The sequence below is a fragment of the Methylovirgula sp. 4M-Z18 genome (assembly GCF_037890675.1).
GTDB lineage: Bacteria > Pseudomonadota > Alphaproteobacteria > Rhizobiales > Beijerinckiaceae > 4M-Z18.
Genome location: NZ_CP149574.1, coordinates 3,586,424 through 3,607,262 on the forward strand (window position 1 = coordinate 3,586,424; position 20,839 = coordinate 3,607,262).

Annotated in this window: 19 protein-coding genes; 9 read left to right on the forward strand and 10 right to left on the reverse strand. The window is 62.1% G+C overall.

Annotated elements, in window-relative coordinates:
• Positions 1-86 precede the first annotated feature (86 nt).
• Positions 87-3,359, reverse strand: coding sequence for an adenylate/guanylate cyclase domain-containing protein (locus V9T28_RS16645; protein WP_339071778.1), 3,273 nt, complete (start codon positions 3,357-3,359; stop codon positions 87-89).
• Between the two features lie 361 nt (positions 3,360-3,720).
• Between V9T28_RS16645 and V9T28_RS16650 the strand changes: the two genes are divergently transcribed.
• Genes V9T28_RS16650 through V9T28_RS16680 form a run of 7 tightly spaced genes read left to right on the forward strand, consistent with a single transcriptional unit; the run spans position 3,721 to position 11,156 of the window.
• Positions 3,721-4,029 carry a helix-turn-helix domain-containing protein gene (locus V9T28_RS16650; RefSeq protein ID WP_116400321.1) on the forward strand — a complete coding sequence of 103 codons (309 nt, stop codon included), beginning with the start codon at positions 3,721-3,723 and terminating at the stop codon, positions 4,027-4,029.
• Positions 4,030-4,040: 11 nt separating this feature from the next.
• Complete coding sequence (hyfB, locus tag V9T28_RS16655; RefSeq protein WP_116400157.1) at positions 4,041-6,050, forward strand: hydrogenase 4 subunit B; 2,010 nt, start codon at positions 4,041-4,043, stop codon at positions 6,048-6,050.
• A complete protein-coding gene (locus V9T28_RS16660; protein WP_116400158.1) occupies positions 6,041-6,997 on the forward strand; it encodes a respiratory chain complex I subunit 1 family protein in 957 nt (318 codons plus the stop codon). Before hyfB ends, V9T28_RS16660 begins: the two co-directional genes overlap by 10 nt.
• Before the next feature lies 1 nt (position 6,998).
• The gene (locus tag V9T28_RS16665; RefSeq protein WP_116400159.1) at positions 6,999-7,661 is read left to right on the forward strand and encodes a hydrogenase-4 component E; all 663 of its coding nucleotides are present in this window, start codon (positions 6,999-7,001) and stop codon (positions 7,659-7,661) included.
• Entirely contained in the window at positions 7,658-9,106 is a 1,449-nt protein-coding gene (locus V9T28_RS16670; RefSeq protein WP_116400160.1) for a hydrogenase 4 subunit F, read from the forward strand. Before V9T28_RS16665 ends, V9T28_RS16670 begins: the two co-directional genes overlap by 4 nt.
• A gap of 11 nt (positions 9,107-9,117) precedes the next feature.
• Entirely contained in the window at positions 9,118-10,635 is a 1,518-nt protein-coding gene (locus V9T28_RS16675; RefSeq protein WP_116400322.1) for a hydrogenase large subunit, read from the forward strand.
• An 8-nt stretch (positions 10,636-10,643) separates the two neighbouring features.
• Positions 10,644-11,156, forward strand: a complete 513-nt coding sequence (locus tag V9T28_RS16680; protein WP_116400161.1) for an NADH-quinone oxidoreductase subunit B family protein — start codon at positions 10,644-10,646, stop codon at positions 11,154-11,156.
• Positions 11,157-11,261: 105 nt separating this feature from the next.
• Here V9T28_RS16680 and V9T28_RS16685 read toward each other — a convergent pair whose 3' ends face one another.
• From V9T28_RS16685 to V9T28_RS16715, 7 genes are all read right to left on the reverse strand, one after another.
• The gene (locus V9T28_RS16685; protein WP_147306415.1) at positions 11,262-12,326 is read right to left on the reverse strand and encodes a YncE family protein; all 1,065 of its coding nucleotides are present in this window, start codon (positions 12,324-12,326) and stop codon (positions 11,262-11,264) included.
• Between the two features lie 54 nt (positions 12,327-12,380).
• Positions 12,381-13,763 (reverse strand): dicarboxylate/amino acid:cation symporter, encoded by a 1,383-nt coding sequence (locus V9T28_RS16690; protein ID WP_116400163.1) that lies wholly within the window; start codon positions 13,761-13,763, stop codon positions 12,381-12,383.
• 94 nt (positions 13,764-13,857) lie between these two features.
• Positions 13,858-14,226: a cupin domain-containing protein gene (locus V9T28_RS16695; protein WP_116400164.1), complete on the reverse strand. Its 369-nt coding sequence runs from the start codon at positions 14,224-14,226 to the stop codon at positions 13,858-13,860.
• Between the two features lie 4 nt (positions 14,227-14,230).
• Positions 14,231-15,238 (reverse strand): quinone oxidoreductase family protein, encoded by a 1,008-nt coding sequence (locus V9T28_RS16700; RefSeq protein WP_116400323.1) that lies wholly within the window; start codon positions 15,236-15,238, stop codon positions 14,231-14,233.
• 42 nt (positions 15,239-15,280) lie between these two features.
• Positions 15,281-16,162 carry a 3-keto-5-aminohexanoate cleavage protein gene (locus V9T28_RS16705; RefSeq protein ID WP_116400165.1) on the reverse strand — a complete coding sequence of 294 codons (882 nt, stop codon included), beginning with the start codon at positions 16,160-16,162 and terminating at the stop codon, positions 15,281-15,283.
• 12 nt (positions 16,163-16,174) lie between these two features.
• Positions 16,175-16,987, reverse strand: a complete 813-nt coding sequence (locus tag V9T28_RS16710; protein WP_116400166.1) for an SDR family NAD(P)-dependent oxidoreductase — start codon at positions 16,985-16,987, stop codon at positions 16,175-16,177.
• A 98-nt stretch (positions 16,988-17,085) separates the two neighbouring features.
• Positions 17,086-18,030, reverse strand: a complete 945-nt coding sequence (locus V9T28_RS16715; RefSeq protein WP_116400324.1) for a dioxygenase family protein — start codon at positions 18,028-18,030, stop codon at positions 17,086-17,088.
• A gap of 105 nt (positions 18,031-18,135) precedes the next feature.
• Between V9T28_RS16715 and V9T28_RS16720 the strand changes: the two genes are divergently transcribed.
• Complete coding sequence (locus V9T28_RS16720) at positions 18,136-19,197, forward strand: LacI family DNA-binding transcriptional regulator (protein ID WP_116400167.1); 1,062 nt, start codon at positions 18,136-18,138, stop codon at positions 19,195-19,197.
• A 23-nt stretch (positions 19,198-19,220) separates the two neighbouring features.
• Here V9T28_RS16720 and V9T28_RS16725 read toward each other — a convergent pair whose 3' ends face one another.
• Positions 19,221-19,727 carry a GFA family protein gene (locus V9T28_RS16725; RefSeq protein WP_445242131.1) on the reverse strand — a complete coding sequence of 169 codons (507 nt, stop codon included), beginning with the start codon at positions 19,725-19,727 and terminating at the stop codon, positions 19,221-19,223.
• The gene (locus V9T28_RS16730; RefSeq protein ID WP_116400169.1) at positions 19,727-20,089 is read right to left on the reverse strand and encodes a VOC family protein; all 363 of its coding nucleotides are present in this window, start codon (positions 20,087-20,089) and stop codon (positions 19,727-19,729) included. The genes V9T28_RS16725 and V9T28_RS16730 overlap by 1 nt, the downstream gene beginning before the upstream one ends.
• A 94-nt stretch (positions 20,090-20,183) precedes the next feature.
• On the opposite strand from V9T28_RS16730, the gene V9T28_RS16735 reads away from it, so the two are divergent.
• Positions 20,184-20,837, forward strand: a complete 654-nt coding sequence (locus V9T28_RS16735) for a TetR/AcrR family transcriptional regulator (RefSeq protein WP_116400170.1) — start codon at positions 20,184-20,186, stop codon at positions 20,835-20,837.
• The last annotated feature ends 2 nt before the right edge of the window (positions 20,838-20,839 follow it).

Genomic DNA, 20,839 nt, shown 5'->3' on the forward strand with positions numbered 1-20,839 from the left:
ACTCCCTTCATCGTAACCAAAAAAACATCGTGTCGGAAATGGGATGCTGGCGTTCGGCAGAAACGATGCGACGATCAGGAATCGAGCTAACAGAGAAACGGCAAAACCATCAATGCGTCCGGCTCGAGGCCGGCCCGCAGGCAGACCTCTTCCGACTTCGCCAAGTATAGCGCTGCTTCGTCTTGGTTCCCAGCGTCCAAATGGAGAGTGCCCAGACCATCATAGCACGGAAAGAGGAATTGCGGCTCCCCCGTCTGCTCGGCGAGGTGCAGCGCCTCCTCATATGACGCGAATGCGAGGGCACGCTCGCCACGGCATTGATAGATCTGACCTAGAATGATCAGCGGCGCGGCCAGGTGATCGAGCAAGCCCAACCGACGATCGAGGCTCACAGCCATTTGCGCCGCCTTGACGCCCTCAGCCTCGCAATGGTCTGTCAGGGCGCAATAGGCGACGGCGAGATTGGCATAGATCCGGGACTGGAAGCCCAGATCTCCCACTTTCTTGGCGGTCTCCAGCCCACGCAAGCAAGTCGCGACGCTCTGCTCCGGATTGAGAGAACTGTAAAGCACGCCGAGATTGGTGTAGCCCCGGCAGGCCGCCTGCAGCAGATGATGATCCTCGGCAAGCCGGACGCTCTGCTCGATCTGCTCGACCGCAGCCGCCGGCTGGCCGGTGCGCGCCAGCGCGACGCCCATCGTGTTGTAGGCGTGCGCACGTATGGCCGCGAGTTCGCGAACGCGTTCCGGTTCAGGTTCGCCGCCGCCATCGCGATCCGTTTCGGCGAGTGCCCGCTCCGCCCAGGCGATCGCGCCGTCATTGTCGCCGGCCCGAAAGGCGAGACGGCCGATCTCCTGAAACAGCTGCGCGCGCTCGGGCGAATACCCCCCATCGCCAAGCAGAGCGAGGCCTTGCGTGAAACAGGTCCTCGCCCTTTCGCGATCTCCCGCTTCCCAATGCAGGCCGCCGATCTTGCGCTGGAGCCGCGCCTCGCCCGCCTGGTCGGCCTCTGCCTCAAACGACTGCCGCACCGCCTCATAGTGAACCGCGGCCTCCGTTCGCCGCTCGGTCAGCGCCAACAAATCCGCCAGCCGCTCTCGCGTGGCCTGGACGTCGCTCTGGCAGTCCCGGCAATCCGCCAGCGTGCGCAAGGCCCGTTCATAGTGCCGGATCGCATCGTCATTGGCATAGACGGCGCGGGCCCGATCGCCGGCGGCCATGAGATAGCGGGCGCCCTTGGCCTTATCGAAGCTTAAGCTCCAATGGTGCCCTAGCGCTTCGAGATCGCTCAACCGCTCGGGCTGAGCGCCCACGGCGCGTTCGAGCGCGCCGCCCGCCCGTTCATGCAATTCGGTCCTGCGGGCGAGAAGCAGATTCTGATAGACGGCCTCATGGATAAGGGCATGGGTGAAACGATAGCTGCCGCCCCCGTCGCCGATCCGGCAAACAAAATCCGCGTCGGTCAGGCATTGAAGCGTGGCTTCGACCGCAGCCGGTTCGGCGGCCATAGCGACAAGAAGGGGCTGCTCGAACGCGATGCCAAGCACGGCCGCATCATGCAGCACGCGCCGCTCGCCAGCGGCCAGCTTGTCGACGCGCGACAGCAACAGGCCGTGCAAGGTTGGCGGCACATCCTCGGTGTCAAGCGAGGCGGCGCGGATCCAGCGACCGCCGTCGCGCTTGAGCACGCCCCTCGCCACAAGGCTTCGCACGATCTCTTCCACAAAGAGGGGATTGCCGCCTGCCCGCCGGGCCACGAAGGTTCGTATTTCTTCAAGGGCATCGCCATCGGCTTCGCCGAAGAGAGCGCCGACGAAGGCGCGCGTATCGTCCGGTGACAGCGGGGAGAGGTGAAGGGTCGACTGCGTGGCATGGGTGAGACGAAGAGGGGATCCGCCGGGGCGCTGGGACAGCACGACCATCAGGCGCCGGTCGGCGAGGTGATCGGCGACATCACGCAGCAGATCCACGGAGGCCGTATCGGCCCAGTGGAGATCTTCGACAATGATGAGAAGATGCCCCTGATCGAGGCGTCGTTCGATCAGCATGCGCGCCGCGAGTGCAATCTGACGTTTCACTTGTTCCGGCGCGAGTTCCTCGGATTGCGCGCCCTCGACGCCAAGCAGATGACTCAGGACCGGCGCGACAGCATCCGCCATTTCGGATTGGGCGCCGAGCGCAACGAGCCCCGCGGCCAGCTTTTGGCTTGCCGTTTCAAGCGTATCGTCCCGATGCATCCGATAGGCTTCGCGGAACAGGGCGCCGAAAACGCCGTAGGCAGGTTCACCGAGTGACGAACATGTGGTGCGGCGAACGGCGCCACCTGCAAGTCGTCCTTGCGCTTCCAGCAAAGCGAGAAATTCATTGGTGAGCCGCGATTTGCCGGAACCGGCCTCACCGACAAGATTGACGATCTGGGCTTGCCCGCCTTGCGCCCGCTCGAAGGCTGTGACGAGCCGCGCCAGTTCATCGTCGCGTCCGACCATCCGGCTTTCCAGCCCATGTGTCGCGAGCCCGCGTCCCGAAGCCGGTGCCGCCAGGAGTCCGGTCAGCCGATACGCCGCGACCGGCGTCGCCTTGCCGCGCAACGTCAGTTCCTGCGCGGGCTCAAAACTGAAACGGTGCAGGGTTAGGGCGTGTGTGGCGTCGGAGACCAGAATCGTTCCCGACGCAGCCGCCAGCAGCCGCGCCGTCGTATTGACGGTGTCGCCGGTTACCGCATAGGCGGCACCGGCGGCTTGGCCGAGATGGCCGGCAACGACGAGGCCCGTATGAACACCGATATGGAGGCTTACCTGCTGGCCGAGGCGCCCTGCCCAGCGCTTGTTGAGTTCGGCCGCCCTGTCGGTCATGTCGAGCGCGGCATTGAGAGCCCGTTCCGGATCGTCCTCATGGGCCACGGGGGCGCCGAACACGGCCAGCACCGCATCGCCGACGAACTTCTCCACGAAACCTTGATAGCGCGCGACCACATCCGCCAAGGTTTCGAACAGGGCATTCTGGAAGGCCCGCACTTCCTCGGGATCGAGCCGTTCCGCAAGAGCGGTGAAGCTGGAGACATCGGCGAAGAGCACCGTCACCTGCCGTCGGTCAGCCTCTGGATCGTCACGCGTCCGGGCTGGTACCGCCGGTGCGGATATCGAGGGCGGGGAGGCATGAGCAACGTTGTCGGTCGGCACGCCGGTCACACGCGGCCCCCGCGCCGTGCCGCAGCGCGGGCAAAAAGCGAATCCAGGCTCGCAGACAAAACCGCAACTCGCGCAGGGCGTCGGTTGCGGACGCCCGCAGCGCGGGCAGAACGCGAAGTCTGATGCCAGCTCTAGACCGCAACTGGCGCATGCCATGGGACGATCCGCCATAAGATGATACGAGCGCCCCTCCTGGCCACACCGCGAGACCGGGCAGGCGCGAACCCAAACCCCGATCCCAACGGATCGAACGTCGTCCCATGGGAATCGAGGCATGTTCCTGCTCCAAAAGCAGGATTTTGCTCACATTTTTCAAATTTAGGCGGCGCGCGAGGTCGCGGCAAGCGCGATTTTGCTTTTGCCGCGCGTAATCCCGATCGAAGGCCGGAGCCGGTACTCTTTCGCGACGAATGAACTCAGGCTCATCGCCTTGCATGATGTATAAAACATCATAAATCATTCTTGAAATTAGATTTTAGCAGGTATACGAATCATTATCAAAGCTTAGAGCCTAACAATTGAGGGGATGGCCATGATTACGGCGGCACAATTACGGGCGTCCCGCGCGCTTCTCGGCATGGACCAACGCGAACTCGCCGCACGCTCGAATCTGTCGGTGCCGACCATTCAGCGCATGGAAGCCAGCGAGGGCGTGATCCGCGGAAACGTCGATTCGCTGATGAAACTGGTGGGTGCGCTCGATGAGGCCGGCATCGAACTCATCGGCGAAGGGGGGGCAAGCCAAGGGGGCGGCCGCGGCGTGCGGCTCAAAGAGCCAGTGACGACGTTCGACAACACGTCGGGCAATTCACCCCAATCGGCAAAGGCACGCGCAGCATAAGGACATCGGGGATGGGGGCGAGCGTCGGGCTTTGGTGTGTCGCGGTTCTGTTCGGGCTCGGGGGCCTCGGCCTTATCTTTGGCCGCAGCCCGAACAGTTCCAGGCACATTTATACCGCGACACTGATTGTCGCCGTCATTGCAACGGTTTCGGCGCTCGCTCAGCTTTTGGCGGCAGCGACACCTTCTACTGTCGAACTGCCGCTCGGCCTGCCGTGGATTGGCGCACATTTCAAGATCGATGCGCTGTCGGCCTTCTTCCTCTGCGTCATCAATTTCGCCGGGGCCGCCGCGAGCCTTTATGGCATCGGCTACGGGCGACACGAGCAAGAACCGCAGCGCGTACTGCCATTTTTTCCCGCATTTCTTGCCGGCATGAACCTTGTGCTCCTGGCTGACGACGCCTTCAGCTTTCTCGTGTCGTGGGAGTTCATGTCGCTCGCGTCCTGGGCGCTGGTGATGGCCCACCATCGCGACCCGAACAACGCCCGCGCCGGGTTCATCTATATCGTCATGGCAAGCTTCGGGACGATGTGCCTGTTGCTTGCATTCGGTTTGCTGGCAGGGCCTGAAGGTGGCTACGCTTTTGATGCCATCCGGTCGCATCCACCGACGCCGATATTTGCAGGCCTGGTGCTGTTTCTCGTTCTGTTCGGTGCAGGGTCGAAGGCGGGCCTAGTGCCGTTGCACGTCTGGCTCCCCCTCGCCCACCCCGCCGCGCCGAGCCATGTTTCAGCCCTGATGAGCGGCGTCATGACCAAGGTCGCGGTCTACGCCATGGTGAGGATCATTTTCGATCTCGTCGGGCCCGTCCCCGCTTGGTGGAGCATCGTCATTCTCATCGTTGGAGCCGGCACGGCGGCTCTGGGAATCCTCTACGCGGTGATGCAGAATGATCTCAAGCGGATGCTGGCCTACAGCACCATCGAGAACATCGGCCTCATCGTCATCGGTCTTGGATTGGCGCTCGCGTTCAGAACCGATGGCCTGACCGGTGCTGCGGCGCTCGCCCTGACGGCCGCGCTCTTTCACGTCGTCAATCACTCATTGTTCAAAAGCCTGTTGTTCTTCGGGGCCGGCGCGGTTTTGTCGTCGACGGGCGAACGAGGGATTGAGCGCTTGGGCGGCCTCATTCATCGCATGCCCTACACCAGCTTCGCCTTTCTGGTTGCCTGCGCCGCCATTTCGGCCTTGCCGCCGCTCAACGGCTTTGCATCCGAATGGCTCGTTCTGCAATCCATTCTTCTCAGCCCGGCCCTGCCGCAATGGGGGCTGAAGCTTCTGATCCCTGCCGTCGGCGCCCTGCTCGCGTTGGCGGCGGCATTGGCCGCGGCATGTTTCGTGCGCGCCTTTGGCATCACGTTCCTGGGGCGTCCGCGCACCCTAAAAGCCGAGACCGCCAACGAGGTCGATCGGCTATCTATTGCCGCCATGCTGAGCCTTGCGGCCTTGTGCGTGCTGGCCGGCGTTCTGCCGGGCGGCGTGATCGATGCGCTCGGCCCCGTGGTGCAGGGCTTAACCGGCGCGCGCATGCCGGCGCAACTCAGCGTACCGTGGCTCTCGATCGTGCCGATCGCCGAGAGCCACAGTTCCTACAACGGCTTGCTCGTGCTCGCCATGATCGCCGTGTCCGGATCGCTCGTCGCCTTCGTGATTCATCGCTTTGCGTCCCGCGCTTTGCGGCGCGCCCCCGCCTGGGATTGCGGATTTCCGGACACGAACCCCGCGACACAATATACGCCCAGCAGCTTTGCCCAACCGCTGCGCCGCGTGTTCGGCACCTTCGTGTTTCAAGCGCGCGAGCGGGTCGACATGCCAGCTCCCGGCAGCATCCGCCCCGCACGGTTTGACGTGACGTTGCGCGATCTCGCATGGGATCTCATCTATTCGCCGATCGCCAAAGCCGTCGGATATGCGGCCGATCATCTCAATCAATTGCAGTTTCTGACGATCCGCCGCTACCTCAGCCTCGTCTTCGCGGCACTCGTGTTTCTTCTTCTGGTGCTCGCGTCATGGGCCTGATTCTCGACCTTGCCATTCAAGGCATCCAGATGTTTCTCGTCTTGGCTCTGGCGCCACTGCTCACCGGCTTTGTGCGCAAGGTGAAGGCGCGGCTCGTGCGACGACAAGGACCACCGCTGTTGCAGCCGTATCGCGACCTGCTGCGGCTCATGCGCAAGGAGGTCGTGCTCGCGCAGAATGCGTCCTGGCTCTTTCGTGTCATACCCTACATGATCTTTGCGGCGACCTGGGTTGCGGCCGCGCTGGTGCCGACTTTCGCCATAGGCCTCCAGATCAGTTGGTCGGCCGACTTGATCGCCATCATTGCCCTGCTGGGAAGCGCCCGCTTTTTCCTTGCCCTCGCCGGAATGGATGTCGGCACGAGCTTCGGTGGGATCGGCGCGAGCCGCGAAGTGATGATCGCCACGCTCGCCGAACCCGCGATGATCATGATCGTGTTCACGCTCGCGCTCGTCGCCAACTCGACCCAGCTCTCGACAATCGCCAATCACATGCTGTCGGCGGCCGTGGGCTTACGCGTGTCGCTTGGCCTTGCTTTGATCGGGCTCGTCATCATCGCGCTCGCGGAGAACGCCCGTATTCCGGTGGACAATCCGGCAACGCATCTTGAACTGACTATGGTGCACGAGGCCATGGTGCTCGAATATTCAGGCCGCCACTTGGCCGTCATTGAGCTCGCAGCGTATCTGAAGCTTCTGCTCTACATATCGCTGATCGCCTGCCTGTTTTTGCCTTGGGGCCTCGCGTCCGCCGGAGCGGGCGTGGCGGCATATGGCAAAGGCATCGTAGCCTATCTGTGCAAGTTGGCGCTCGGCGGGTTTCTGCTCGCCTTCTTCGAAACAAGTGTTGCGAAAATGCGCGTGTTTCGCGTTCCCGATTTCCTGGGCGTGGCGCTCATGCTCGGCCTGCTTGGCACTCTCCTCCTCTTCGTCTCGCGGAGCCTCTAGGATGACCCGTCTCGCGTTCGATGTCGCGCATCTTCTGGCCGGCGGACTGGTTCTGATCAGCTTCATGATGCTCTATCAGGATCGTCTCTATGCGCTCCTCAATGTCTTTGCCCTGCACGCCGTGGGTTTGGCGCTCTCGGTCGCCTGGCAAGCCTATGTCCAAGACGCGCCGCACCTCTACGTGACCGCGGCTATCGCGCTCATCATCAAGGCGATCATCATTCCCGTCGCGCTGCACCGGATCGTGGCGCGCCTCGGCATTCATCGCGAAGTCGAGACCGTGATCAGCATCGGCCCAACCATGCTCGCGGGGATCGGCCTCGTCGCTTTGTCCATGGTGGTCATGTTGCGGGTGACGGCCGACGCCGACGCCTTGGCGCGCGAGGATCTCGCCTTTGCGCTCGCCGTTCTCTTGCTCGGCCTCCTGATGATGGTGACACGCCGTAACGCCGTCAGTCAGGTCATCGGCTTCATGTCGGTGGAGAACGGATTGATCTTGGCGGCGACGGGCGCGCGGGGCATGCCGCTTGTCGTCGAGATCAGCGTCGCCTTCTCGGTTCTCGTCGCCTTGATCGTCATCGGCATTTTCCTGTTTCGCATCCGAGAACGTTTCGACACCGTCGATGTCCACGCCCTCGACCGTTTCCGGGGAGATCAGCAATGAATGCGGCACCCGTCGATAATGTTACCCTGATCTTGGCGATCCCTGCGGCAGCGGCCGTCATTCTAGCGCTTCTCCCGGATTACCGATTGTCGGCGCGCCTCAACGTGATCGCGGCATTCCTAACACTTGTTGCCGCCGTATCGCTCTTTGTCGCAAAGCCGGACCCGAGCCCTTACATCGTGATCGACGATCTCAACATCGTCTTCGTGGTCCTCAATTCTTTCGTCGGCTTCACCACAAGTGCGTTCAGCGCAAGTTACATCGCGCACGAATTGGAAACCGGGCGACTGACCCCCTCCCACCTGCGCACGTATCACGCCATGTACCAGGTGCTGCTGTTCGCCATGAACCTGGCGCTCATCGCCAACAATATCGGCTTGATGTGGGTGGCGATCGAATTGGCGACACTCACCACCGTCCTGATGGTGGGACTCTACCGCACCGACGCGGCCATCGAGGCGGCGTGGAAATACTTCATTCTCGGAAGCGTCGGCATCGCGCTCGCCCTGTTCGGAACGATCCTCATCTATATGGCGGCGCGGCCGGTCGTGGGCGAAGGACAGGAGGGAATGATATGGACCGTATTGATCGCGCACGCATCGGCTTTTGATCCGGCGCTGCTGAACATCGCCTTCGTCTTCCTGCTCCTCGGCTACGGCACGAAAGTCGGTCTGGCGCCGCTCCATGCCTGGCTGCCGGACGCCCATGCCGAAGGCCCGACACCGATTTCGGCCGTGCTCTCCGGCCTCCTGCTCAATGTGGCGCTGTACGCGGTCTTACGCTTCAAACTCCTGCTGGCAGTGAACGCTCTCGCCATCCCGCCCGGGACGTTGATGGCAACAATGGGCCTGATCTCGGTCCTCTTCGCCGGTTTCATGCTCTATCGCCGGCGCGACATTAAACGGATGTTTGCCTATTCCTCGATCGAACATATGGGTATCATCGCCTTCGCGTTCGGCATGGGCGGCCCGTTGGCAAATTTCGCCGGACTGTTGCATATGACCATGCACAGCCTGACAAAATCTGCGATCTTTTTTGCCGTGGGACATGTGGCTCAGGCCAAGGGGACGCAGAAGATCAGCGAGATTCGCGGCCTGACCGAAACGCATCCGTTTCTCGGCTGGAGCCTGGTGCTCGGCGTCGTCGCAATCGCCGGCATGCCGCCCTTCGGCATTTTTATGAGCGAGTTTCTGGCGATCAGCTCGACCTTCGCCCGTCTGCCCTTGCTGACGATTCCGCTCGTCATCGGCCTCTTGATCGCGTTCGGCGCCCTGCTCCTGCGGCTGCATGGGCTTGCCTTCGGCAAACCCGTCGGCAGCGCGGCGCCCGTGCAAGCGTCCTATCTGCCCATGGTCGTGCATCTTGGACTGGTGCTTGGAGCGGGGATCTATCTGCCGCCGCCGCTGGTCGCATGGTTCCAGCACGTCGCACGGCTTCTCGGATGAAGGACGCAGACATGCCGACATTCGCAGAAATCGTCACGTCGGGGCAAGTGATCGACAGCTTTCGCCCCTGGCGGCGCGTCGCCGTTACGCAAGATGTCTGGCGCTCGGCCGTCGAGCAGATGGTAGCCGGGTCTTGGACGCTGCTTGCGCTGTGGGGCGACCGGACTACGGTATACATGGCGATTCTTGACGAAGCCGCACGCGACATAGCTGTCCTCGGCCTGGCTTGCCCCGAAGGGGTTTTTCCATCCGTCGGACTTGATCATCCGCCAGCATTGCGACTGGAGCGCGCGCTGCAAGATCTTTGCGGCCTGACCGCGCAAGGGTTGCCAGACACGCGGCCGTGGCTGGATCATGGCCGATGGCCCGTCCGTCATCCGCTCGGATCTCACACGGCGGCCGCGCCGGAGCCTCGCCCCTACAGCTTTCTCACCGCGGAAGGCGAAGGTCTGCACCAAATTCCGGTCGGGCCGGTCCATGCAGGCATTATCGAGCCGGGCCACTTTCGCTTCACGGCCAACGGCGAAACGGTCGTGCGGCTGGAAGAGCGGCTTGGCTATGTCCACAAGGGCATCGAAACACTCATGTGCGGGGCCACGCTCGACAAGGCGGCCCGCCTCGCCGGCCGCGCCTCCGGCGACAGCACGGTTGCTTACGCAATCGCCTTCGCCCGCGCCGTCGAGGCGGCTTGCGGCCTCGAGATTTCGCCGCGCGCCACCTATTTGCGCGCCTTGATGGCCGAACTCGAAAGGCTGGCCAATCATCTCGGCGATATCGGCGCGATCTGCAACGATGCCGCATTCGCGCTGATGCATGCGCATACGAGCGTCCTGCGCGAACGTGTTCTTCGCACCGCAGCCGATTGTTTCGGCCACCGTCTCATGATGGATCGTGTCGTTCCCGGCGGCGTGAGCGTGGATTTGTCCAGGCCGGACGTGACGCACATCAGGGACCTGCTGCGGACCATTCGTCCGGCTTTCGCCACGCTTATCGAGCTCTACGACAATACGGCGTCGCTGCAGGATCGAACCGTCGGCACGGGCATTGTCCGGCCGGCGCTTGCCGCCCAATACGGCGCCGGCGGCTACATCGGCCGCGCTTCGGGCCGCACCTTCGATGCGCGGCGCACGCTCGCCTATCCTCCTTATGACATGCTCGACTTTGACGTGCCGGTTCGCCACGACGGCGATGTCAATGCGCGCGTATGGATTCGTATTCGCGAAGTCGAGCAAAGCCTCTCGCTCATCGCCCAGATCCTTGACCGCTTGCCGGAAGACAATACGACCCGGATCGAGATCAATAGCGCCGGCGAAACGCGAGAGGGCCTCGCGCTCGTGGAGGGATTTCGCGGTGATATTTTGGCGTGGGTGCGGATCGATTCCGAAGGCCGCGTAGAGCGCTGTCATTTGCGCGACCCGTCCTGGTTCCAGTGGCCGCTGCTCGAGGCGGCGATCGAAGGAAACATCGTGGCCGATTTCCCCCTGTGCAACAAGTCATTCAACTGTTCCTACTCGGGGCATGATCTTTAGGCCAAGCGATGCGCAAGATCCTCTTCAAAAGCTTGTTCAGCCCCCCTCTGACCGAACCCGCGCCGGAACCGGACGCGGATATTGCGGAACTTGCCGCCGAGCTGAATGCCGCTGCCCAGGTGCGCCTCGGGCGTAGTCTTTCCATCCGCGAGGTCGACGCAGGTTCGTGCAACGGTTGCGAACTCGAAATCCACGCTCTCGGCAATGCGTTCTATGATCTTGAACGCTTTGGACTGAGATTCGTCGCGTCGCCACGCCACGCGGATGTCTTGCTCGTGACGGGACCCGTGACCCACAATATGCGCGAGGCGCTCGAACGCACGTACGATGCCACACCGGCACCGAAATGGGTGATTGCGGCCGGCGATTGCGCGCACGACTGCGGCATCTTCGCCGGCTCCTATGCTTGCAGCGGCGGTGTTTCGTCAGTCATTCCGGTCGACCTCCATATTCCCGGCTGTCCGCCGACGCCGGCAGCTTTGCTCAAGGGTCTGCTCGCGCTCATGACAAAAGAGAAGTAAGCCGCGCGACAACATCCCTCCGACTCCCGCCCTATCGCGCCGAAACACGTTCGGGAGCATCTCGTCGAGATGCTCCCGAACGCCATGATAATCAGCTTACGCGCATCACGGATCCACTGTCAGAAGCCGAAACGTTTCCGGCACGATCGCCGGGCGGCTCGGAAGTTCTTCTGTCTTGGGCAACATCGGCCCTTGATCGGAGACCGGGAGATACAGGCGGTGGGTCGAGGGGTCGAGCGCCAGGGTCCGCGCGCCGGGTGCCGTCTTGATCACTTGGGCAATTTCGAATTTGCCGGCAGCGTCTTGCCGCACGACCGACACCGTGCCATCGCCGCAGGAGATGAAGGCGAGATCCGCGGACGGATCGAAGACGATTGCATCCGTGCCCTTGCCGATCGGGAGGCTGGCAAGGAGCGAACCGTCATCGGCGCTGAGGACAGCGAGAACGCCGCTTCTGCAGCCGACGTACAAGTGCCGATGCTTGGTATCGATCGCGAGCGGCGTCGGGTCTTCGCAGCCGCCGCCGATCGCCCATTCGCTGGTCACCTTCAGGGTCTGTGCATCGATCCGCGCGATCTTTTGCTTATCGGAAATATTCACATAGACGTTGCCGGCGCCATCCGCCGCCGCATATTCGGGCGAACCATCGAGCGCCACCTCACCAAGGCGCTTCCCCGAGTGCGGATCGAACGCAACGGCAAGATTGTCATCGCCAGCGAAAGCAAAGCCGCGTTTCGAATGGGGGTCGTAGATCACGGCATCGGGCGCATGACCAAGATCGATCTGCCGAAGGACTTTCAGGTCCTTGAGCGAGAAGACCGTTGACGTGTTGTCCTTGCCATCGCCGGTAAAGCCGATGCCGAGATCGGAGGCCAATGCGATGCCGTGCACGCGCGTTCCTGCAATGGCCGGGATCGTTCCCGCAGATTTTTGGGCCGCGACATCCTCAACAAGAACCCCGCCGACACGCGTCACGAACAGATGATGCGTATTCGTGTCATAGGCAAGATAATCCCATCCGCCTTCACCACCGATCTTCGTCGTCGCGGCGACATGATAGCTGGGCGCTGGTGCCGTCGCGGCCCAGCTTGCCGAACTCATGGCGGCAACAGAAAGTGTTGCGGCCAATCCAGCTTTCAGGCCGGCGCGTAGTTTTGCTTGATATTTCACGTGTATGCTCCTTGGTTTATGATGCCTGTGTTGGGTGATATGCGCGCTGGTGTTTTACGGTTTGCTGCCCACGACGGTTTGCGCGGAAATCGTCGGTGTTTCGTTGGGAATGGCGACGCTATAAGCCGCATCCTCTAAGTCGCCGGTCGCAAAGATCGCGGTGCCGGAGAGAGCAGCCTCAAGGCGATCTTGGTCGAGATCCCCCTCCCAGCGCGCCATCACGATGGTTGCGACGCCGTTGCCGATCATGTTCACCAGCGCGCGCGCCTCGCTCATGAAGCGGTCGATGCCGAGGATCAGAGCCATACCGGCCACCGGGATGGTCGGAACGACAGCAAGTGTTCCCACCAACGCAATGAAGGACGCGCCGGTCACGCCCGAAGCGCCCTTGGACGTGAACATCGCGACGGCAAGAATCGAGAGCTCTTGCGCAAATGTCAGGTTCGTGTTGGTGGCCTGCGCAACGAAAAGTGCGGCAAGACTCATGTAGATTGCCGTACCATCGGTGTTGAAGACATATCCCGTCGGAACGACCAGGCCCACGATAGAGCGCGCGCAGCCGGCACGCTCCAACTTCTCCATCAGGCTCGGCAATACCGGATCCGACGACGAGGTGCTGATGACGACAAGGATCTCCTCTTTGATGTAGTACAAGAATTTGAAGATGTTGAATTTGGCCCACCAGGCAATGAGGCCAAGAACGCCGATGACGAAGACGAAGCTCGCGAGATAGAACGTGCCGATCAGGGTCAGCAGCGGCCCAAGTGAAGCGACGCCGTACTTGCCAACGGTGAAAGCCATGGCGCCAAACGCACCGATCGGCGCGAGACGCATGATCGCGTTGATCACGCCGAAGACCAGGCGCGATCCCGCATCGATGACATCACGCACAGGCTTGCCGCGCTCGCCCAGATGCGAGAGGGCATAGCCGAACAGCACGGAAATCAGCACGACGGGCAGAATGTCGCCCTTGGCAAAGGCATCGATCACCGTATTTGGCACGATGTTGACCAAGAATTCGGTGATCGATTGTTCGCCGGCCTTGCCGGCGTAGGCTTGGACCGCACCGACATCGAGCGTGGCGGGGTTCGCGTTGAATCCGGCGCCCGGCCGCACCACATTGGCGGCGACCAGGCCGATGACGAGTGCGATCGTTGAAACCACCTCAAAATAGACAAGCGCCTTGCCGCCGACGCGGCCGACTTTTTTGAGGTCGTTCATGCCCGCGATTCCCGACACCACGGTGCAGAAAATCACGAGCGTGATCACCATTTTGATGAGCTTGATGAAGACGTCGCCGAGCGGTTTCATATCGACGGCGATGGGTGGCCAGAAATGCCCGAGAGCAATTGCGAGAGCGATTGCTATCAGGACTTGCACATAGAGGATTTGATACCAGCGCTTGGGGCCTGGTGGTGAAGATTGGAGCGATGCCATAGGGGTTTCCTCGGGACGAGCGACATCGACGCGATGGATCAGATGCATCCGCCGATGATTTTGGTTGCGGTTTTACGGGGGAGACGAGGCCTTCTTAGGGAGGCTTAACGGTTGCAGCCGCTGGCGGCTCGTGGAGCGGCATGGCGAGAAGGACGCAGGCGGGCCGCGACGACATGTTGCGCAGCTGACGGCTTTCGAAGGGCGCGATCCGGCACGAATCCCAGCGGGAGAGGGTCATTTGTTCTTGCCCGTTCGAAATGCTTATTTCGCCGTCGAGCACGACATAGATCTTTTCAAGATGCGAGGCACCAAGCGTGGTGCCGCCGTTTGGTTCGACGATCGAGACACCCATCCAAAGGCTGTCCGTCGGCCCGGCCTCGCGCCCCTGCAGACGGACCATGCGCATATGCTCATGCCCGGGTGCGTCATAGGGTGGTGCCGCGAAGAAACGTGTGACGTGCATGGCCTCACTCTCCCGGTACGAGCACGACGCGGTCGCGCGACGAGCCCATCACGGTCTGATAAGCGGTGTGGGCGCATTCGAGCGGATAGATCGCGTTGCGCACGATGGGGAAGGGCTTGAGAAAGCCGTCCGCGAAGCCAGGTGCAAGACCCTTTAAGATGGCCCCCGTCTCAACCGAGTTGAGCGAAATCGTATCGACGCCGACATAAGTGTGCCGGCCCTTGTAGAAGGCGAGGAGATCGAACGTGACATAGCGTTCGACCGCGGAGATGAAGATAGCGCGGCCGCCGGTCGCCATGGATTTCTGCCCGATGTCGTAGAAGGGATCGCCGACGGTATTGAAGACGATGTCGGCGCCCTTGCCTCCTGTGAGCTCGCGCACGCGGTGCGGTACATCGTCCGTGCTGGCGGAGAGAACGGCGACCGGCCCATTCGCATGGCCGATATAACGGGCCTCGCCGCGCACGACTCCCATCACATTGGCGCCGCGCCAGCTCGCGATCTGCGCTGCGGCCTGGCCGACCTTGCCGTTGATCCCGAGAATAAGAACGTTCTCGCCGGGAACCGGCAGCCCGGCGCGTTGCAAACCTTCGGATGCGGTGACGAACGGCACGCCAATCCCGGCCGCCTCTTTCACATCGATGCCGGGTGGGATCTCGACCACCGCATCGGCCTCGACGATCATGTGGCTGGCGTGCGAGCCATCCCGGCGTATGCCGAGATCGCCCGAAGACCCGAACACCATCTTGCCGATGAGCGACGGCACTCCGGCGATGACCCGACCGGCATAATCGCGGCCGGGCGTGCGGGGAAAGACGGCGTAGGGCATCAGCCCGGTCGCCGCTTTGGCGTCCGAAGGATTGACCGCCGCCGCATGGATTTCGACAAGAACCTCGTCGGATGCAAGCGCGCGCAGCGGGCTCTTTGCCACCGGCAATTCGATTTCCTGGTAGCTTGGTGCTTTATGCGCAAGCCGCAGGGCCTTGACGGAGTCCGGCATATCATTGTGCATGAGAGACATAACCCATTCCTTCATATCGATTCAGCTACGGTCTTAGAGGCCGATGAGGGCGCGCGCTTCTTGCGGATTCGCGATCTGGCCGCCGAGGTCCTCAACGATCCGGCGCGCCTTGGTCACGAGAGCGGCATTGGATGGCGCGAGTTCGCCGTGGCTGAGATAGACAGCGTCCTCCAACCCAACCCGAACATGGCCACCGGCCAAATAGGAGAGCGCGACCGACGGCAAGGAATGGCGTCCGATGCCGATCGCGGTGAAGGTCGCGTCCGGCGGCAAGAGTCCGCGGGCATAGAGCACCGTTTCCGGTGACGGTTGAAAGCCGTAACGCACGCCCATCACGAAAGAGGTCAGTGCCGGTCCGCGCAACGTGCCGTCCTTGAGAAGATCCTGCAGCAAGGCGATGTCTCCCGAATCGAATAATTCGATCTCCGGCTTGACGCCTGCCTCCGCAATCACTTTGGCCATCCGCCGCACATTGGCCGGCGTGTTGATGACCACTTCGCCGCCCGAATTCATCGTGTTGAGATCGAGCGTGCAAATGTCGGGTTTGAGGGCCGCGATGTGTTCGACGCGGCGCTCCGGTTGCATCAGCGTGGTGCCGGGTGCGGCAACGCTCGGGTCGTCTGCCGAAGGCACGAAACGGCCGCCTGGACCCGTTGTCACATTGATGATGAGGTCCGGATTCTTGGCGCGAATGCGCGCAAGAACGTCCTGATAGAGAGCAAGTTCCATCGACGGACTGCCGGTCCTGGGATCGCGTACATGGATGTGGACAACCGCGGCGCCTGCCTCGGCCGCACCCAAGGCGGAATCGGCAATCTGCTCGGGGGTGATGGGCAGATGCGGCGTCTGTTCCGGCCTTGTTAGATTGCCGGTGATGGCGCAGGTGATGAAGATTTTTGGCAGAGGAGCGCGCATGGTGAAGATCCTTTAGAGTGCGCGGCCGCCATCGACTTGGATGATGTGTCCCGTCGAAAAGGTCAGCATCGTGGCGCAGGCCGTGATCGCGGCGGCAATGTCTTCCGCTTCGCCGATGCGCTTCAAGGGGGTCGACGCCTTGACCTTGTCGTTGAAGTCGGTGCCGCGGCCGGGCACGAAAGCGGTATCGACCACGCCGGGGGAGACGGCGAGCACCCGTACTTCGGGGGCAAGCACACGCGCCAGGGCCTTGGTCATGACATCGATCCCGGCTTTGGCCGCGCAATAGGCGATGGACGAACCGACCCCCGTGAATGCCGCGATCGAAGAGATCGAAACCACGAGCCCGTCGCCGGATGCTTTCAGCATGGTCGCGAAGGTTCTGATGGCCGCGAATTGTCCGCGCCAATTGACCTGCATCATGCGGTCGATGAGCTCATCCGTGAGCGCATCGAGATCCGCATGCGGCACGGGCTTGGTGAAGCCTGCCGCATTGACCAGAATGTCGAGCCGGCCATAGCGCGCCTGCAGCATATCGCGCAGGGCGATCAGCGAAGCCGTGTCGGCAACGTCGGCAACGTGGGCCGAATGAGGACCGCCCACTTCGCCGATCAGCGCTTGGGCCGCGGCCCGGTCTCGTTCGGTGTCGAGATGGGTGATGGCAACGGTTGCGCCGGCAGCGGCGAGCTGTCGGCTGGTGGCCGCGCCGATGGCGCCTGCGCCGCCGACGACGAGAGCGACCTTGCCGGCCAGCGATCGTGGAAAGGCGGTGCGCTGCGATGCTGCCGCTGCGGATGATGTATTGGATATCGTTTGGGTCGACATGAGAGGTCTCATCGGTTGAAAAATTGAAACAGAAGCTTTGTCGTGCCGAGCCACTCAGCCCTTCACGTGAGAGGCGGCGCGTCGCGCGGCGAAAGGCGCTAACGGATCGGCGGTACGGGCAGTTTCGCCTCGCCTTTTTCCATCACGAATTCGTAAGTGAGCCGGAACCAAGGGCCGGCGACGTCGGCTGCCGGGGCAACGCCCTGGCCTTTCCGAAAATCGCCGATCAAATGGCGCGTCACGCCGAAGACGACGTCGCTTTCTAGATGCTGGTCATCGTCGACGAAGATTTGCGTGATCAACGTCTTGAAGCCCGGCTTGTAGCAAAGGAAATGCAAATGGGCCGGGCGGTAGGGATGACGCAGTTGCGCGCGCAGCAGGTCCCCGACGGGCCCATCGGTCGGCACCGGATAACCTGCCGGCTTGACGGATCGGAACGAAATGCGGCCCTCCGCATCCGTCCTGAACTTGCCGCGCAAATTCATGTTGGCCTGGGCCGGATCCTGGTTCTCGTACAGGCCGACGGGCGAGGCCTGCCAGACGTCTACCTCAACGTCCGCAAGCGGCTTCCCCTCCGGATCTCTGATGTGGCACTCGGCGAACAGCGCATCGCCGGGTGTTTCCGATCGAATGATCGAACCGCCGTTCGGCGTCTCCGGCGAATGCATGCGCCAGAAGGGCCCAAGCAGAGCGGCCGCCGTCTCGGTCGCACCGTTTTGTCCGTTATTGAGCAGGCAAACGAGGGTGGAGAAGCCCAGGACATCCGAAAACAGGATTCCCTCGTTATGGCTGTCATTGGTCGCCTGGCCGATGCGATTGAGAAAGCCGACGCCGAGTTCGAACTCCTCCTCGGTGAGCCGCGTTTCGCGGGCAAAAGCGTGCATGTGGCGCACGAAGGAGGCCACGATCTCGCGCAGACGGGCGTTCGGCGCCCGTTTCATGGCATCCAGGACCACAGCGGTGACGGCGCTCTCGTCCTCAATGATATGCGAGACGCCGGATGGCGAAGCGGGTTTGACGTTCACGGATTTCCTCCCACACATTTTTTGTGCGATCGATTGCATTACTATGTGCAATCGATCGCACATTGTCAAGACGGGTCTATCGTGCTTTTTTGGCGCGAACTCGATTCTCTAGGTGCATGGGCGATGACAACCGTTCCCTCCAACCCCACGACTGGCCGTGCCGCCACGCTGCAGTCCATCGCCACCGCGGCCGGCGTGCACCGCTCGACCGCAGCCCGCGCCCTCGATCCGGCGCAGAGCCACCGGATTTCGCCGGAAGTGGTGGAACGCGTGCGCCACGAAGCCCAGAGGCAAGGCTACCGCCGCGACACGATCGCGGCTTCGCTGCGCACGGGCCGCTCGAGCCTTGTCGGCGTTCTCCTTCCCGATCTCGGCAATCCGGTGTTCGCGCCCATTCTCGATGGCATCGGCCTGTACCTGGCCGAACGAGGCTATTCGATGCTGGTGACGGGCGGTGCGGACGAGGCGTCGCAGATCGGAATCGTCGAGGAGCTCATGGCCCGGCGCGTCGACGGGTTGGTTTTGGCGACGGTCCGCCGCGACGATCCCGTCGTTACGATCTGCCTTGCCGCCGGTCTGCCCACGGTTCTGGTCAATCGCGGGGAAGACGATTTGCGCACCGCGTCCGTCGTCACCGACGATATGGGCGGTATGGCCCTGGCGGTCGATCATCTGGTGTCGCTGGGTCATCGCAGGATCGGCCATCTTGCCGGTCCGCAAAGCCTATCGACCGGCGCCCTGCGCCGGCAGGGGTTCGAAAACGCCATGACGGCAGCAGGGCTCGATCCGTGCCCGATCGTCACCGCCACGGCCTATAGCCGCGACGCCGGCGAGGCGGCGACGGCGCTATTGCTCAACCGCTATCCGCACCTGACGGCGATTGCCGCCGGCAACGATCTCTTGGCGCTCGGCGCCTATCTCGACGTGAAGCGGCGCGGCCTGACCTGCCCCGGGGACATTTCCATTGTCGGTCACAACGACATGCCGCTCGTCGACATGGTCGATCCGCCCTTGACCACCATCCATATCGGACACCGCGAAATGGGGGCCAGCGCCGCGGCGCTCCTGCTTGAGCGGATCGGCACGCCAAGCCTGTCTCCGGTAAGGAGACTCGCTTCGGCTGAACTCATTGTCCGCGCCTCGACGAAGCAGCTTGCACGCGCAGATACGGCGATCGGTTTCTGATCACGATGTCTTTCGTGCGAGCCCTAGCTGGAGAACAGCATCGCGATCCGAGCCTTGAGGAGCCTGAACATGAATTGGGCCGAATAGCCTGGACTGGCTGGCATATGATCCGGATTATTGAGGGGATCGGACGCGAATTTCGTGCAAACCAACATCTCAGGTCTCGGTGGGCTTCCTTTAACGCGCGCACGATAGATGTCGACCCAATGCTTGCTGTCGTCAAAATCGAGGACCATGACGCTGTTGCAGCATGTGGCGATTTTGCGGTTCGTCGCCGAATTGTCGCGAAGCTTGAGCGTCGCTAACAACGGCTCGCCATGGATGCAGCGAACGCGATCCCTTCGGTAGGCGATGAAGGCGGTTCCACCATCGCTTTCGCAAAACGATGCAGCACCCGGCAATTCTTCGATCTGCTGCGCGGCCGCCTGACAATCGTCGCAATAGCAAATCACCGTGGCAATCGGCTTTCCGGCGGCCTCGATCTCGACGTTTCCGCAAGCACAGGATGCGGTCAGGCGAGGGACATTCATCAATTGCTGATCACAATGCGGTTGCCCTCGCTGTCCTCTATCTCGGCAACCTGCCGCCGAGGATCATATGGAGCAGGCGTTACGTCCGCGACGATCTTGACACCTTTCAACGCAAGACCATGCACCGCCGACGGCACGTCGTCGGCCACGAAGACCAGTACGGGCCCGTTGGACGGAGCCTCGTCCTGTCTGCGGACGAAATGCAGAGAAGTCTCCGCGCCGGGAAATCCAACCTCGATCCAACGCCAACCGCCCGCGCCCATCGCAGCGTCGGCAACCACTTGGCATCCGAATTTGTCGACGTAGAATGCTTTGGCCCGAGCCTGATCGAATACCGGCAATTCGGCGAATGAAACGAACACGGCGACACTCTCCCTGCATATTTGATCTTTCATTATACTAGACCGTCTAGTATGATACGTCAAGGCAATGAGTCAGGCATGAAGCGAGGCCGCGATGGGGCTCAATAAGAAATCGGAAGTCAAAGCCGTCGGGCGCACGCAGAAGACTGCCGGCAAACGGGCGGCTGTCCTTGATGCCGCGGCGACGGCTTTCCTCAGCGTCGGCTACCTGGGTGCCAGCATGGACGAAATTGCTGAAATGGCCGGCGTATCAAAACAGACGATCTATACGTACTTTTCGAACAAGGAGGCCCTGTTCGTCGCCATGGCGTCGGCGCTCTCCAACGAGGCAAGTGATCGCGTCCACAAGGACGTCCCCGAATTCACCGACGAAGACGACTTGGAACTCTACTTGGTCGACTATGCCGTCCGTCAGCTCCAAGTCGTCCTCACGCCCAGGATCTTGCAGTTGCGCCGTCTGGTGATCGGAGAGGTCGGGCGCTTCCCTGAGCTTGGTGCTGCGCTCTATGCCGGCGGCCCTGGGCGGGCGATCGCAGCGCTGGCCACGGCATTCGAGAGGCTCGCGACGCGCGGCCTCCTCTCGGTTCGCGACCCTTTGCTCGCCGCTACCCAGTTCAATTGGCTGATCATGTCCGCGCCTCTCAACCGCGCGATGCTGCTCGGCGACACCGCCATCCCGAGTGCGAAGGAGCTTCGCACTCACGCCAAGCAGGGTGTGCGCATGTTTCTTGCGGCCTATTCCAGGTGACG

What these genes read in the sequence shown, in the direction of transcription:
- V9T28_RS16645 (WP_339071778.1), bottom strand. Translation starts at nt 3,359, where the DNA reads ATGGCGGATCGTCCCATGGCATGCGCCAGTTGCGGTCTAGAGCTGGCA.
- V9T28_RS16650 (WP_116400321.1), top strand. Translation starts at nt 3,721, where the DNA reads ATGATTACGGCGGCACAATTACGGGCGTCCCGCGCGCTTCTCGGCATG.
- hyfB (WP_116400157.1), top strand. Translation starts at nt 4,041, where the DNA reads ATGGGGGCGAGCGTCGGGCTTTGGTGTGTCGCGGTTCTGTTCGGGCTC.
- V9T28_RS16660 (WP_116400158.1), top strand. Translation starts at nt 6,041, where the DNA reads ATGGGCCTGATTCTCGACCTTGCCATTCAAGGCATCCAGATGTTTCTC.
- V9T28_RS16665 (WP_116400159.1), top strand. Translation starts at nt 6,999, where the DNA reads ATGACCCGTCTCGCGTTCGATGTCGCGCATCTTCTGGCCGGCGGACTG.
- V9T28_RS16670 (WP_116400160.1), top strand. Translation starts at nt 7,658, where the DNA reads ATGAATGCGGCACCCGTCGATAATGTTACCCTGATCTTGGCGATCCCT.
- V9T28_RS16675 (WP_116400322.1), top strand. Translation starts at nt 9,118, where the DNA reads ATGCCGACATTCGCAGAAATCGTCACGTCGGGGCAAGTGATCGACAGC.
- V9T28_RS16680 (WP_116400161.1), top strand. Translation starts at nt 10,644, where the DNA reads ATGCGCAAGATCCTCTTCAAAAGCTTGTTCAGCCCCCCTCTGACCGAA.
- V9T28_RS16690 (WP_116400163.1), bottom strand. Translation starts at nt 13,763, where the DNA reads ATGGCATCGCTCCAATCTTCACCACCAGGCCCCAAGCGCTGGTATCAA.
- V9T28_RS16695 (WP_116400164.1), bottom strand. Translation starts at nt 14,226, where the DNA reads ATGCACGTCACACGTTTCTTCGCGGCACCACCCTATGACGCACCCGGG.
- V9T28_RS16700 (WP_116400323.1), bottom strand. Translation starts at nt 15,238, where the DNA reads ATGCACAATGATATGCCGGACTCCGTCAAGGCCCTGCGGCTTGCGCAT.
- V9T28_RS16705 (WP_116400165.1), bottom strand. Translation starts at nt 16,162, where the DNA reads ATGCGCGCTCCTCTGCCAAAAATCTTCATCACCTGCGCCATCACCGGC.
- V9T28_RS16710 (WP_116400166.1), bottom strand. Translation starts at nt 16,987, where the DNA reads ATGTCGACCCAAACGATATCCAATACATCATCCGCAGCGGCAGCATCG.
- V9T28_RS16715 (WP_116400324.1), bottom strand. Translation starts at nt 18,030, where the DNA reads ATGTGTGGGAGGAAATCCGTGAACGTCAAACCCGCTTCGCCATCCGGC.
- V9T28_RS16720 (WP_116400167.1), top strand. Translation starts at nt 18,136, where the DNA reads ATGACAACCGTTCCCTCCAACCCCACGACTGGCCGTGCCGCCACGCTG.
- V9T28_RS16725 (WP_445242131.1), bottom strand. Translation starts at nt 19,727, where the DNA reads ATGAATGTCCCTCGCCTGACCGCATCCTGTGCTTGCGGAAACGTCGAG.
- V9T28_RS16735 (WP_116400170.1), top strand. Translation starts at nt 20,184, where the DNA reads ATGGGGCTCAATAAGAAATCGGAAGTCAAAGCCGTCGGGCGCACGCAG.